Source organism: Vogesella mureinivorans, from assembly GCF_007644035.1.
Classification (GTDB): domain Bacteria; phylum Pseudomonadota; class Gammaproteobacteria; order Burkholderiales; family Chromobacteriaceae; genus Vogesella; species Vogesella mureinivorans.
Window position 1 is genome coordinate 1 of the sequence record NZ_VMTV02001091.1, and the last position, 270, is coordinate 270.

A 270-nucleotide genomic window follows, 5' to 3' on the forward strand; every position below is an offset into this window, starting at 1 on the left:
AGGTGCTGGCCGAGATCGTCCCCGCCATCGTGCGCGCCTTCCCCTGGCCGAAATCCATGCGCTGGGGCGCCGCCTCGGCCGCTCCGGGCGCGCTCACCTGGGTGCGCCCGCTCCATTCCATCGTGTGCACCTTCGGCCCCGAGACCGAGGACCCGGAGGTGGTGCGCTTCGAGGTGGGCGGGGTGCGCTCCGGCGACGTCACCTACGGCCACCGCTTCCACGCGCCAGGCGCCATCAAGGTGCGCCGCTTCGAGGACTACGCGGCGAGCC

General features: G+C 73.3%; 1 protein-coding gene. It reads left to right on the forward strand.

Annotation, left to right across the window (positions count from 1 at the left end; genetic code table 11):
* Positions 1–270 (forward strand): glycine--tRNA ligase subunit beta (locus FLQ44_RS22885; protein WP_147696183.1); only part of this gene is annotated, 270 nt, incomplete at both ends.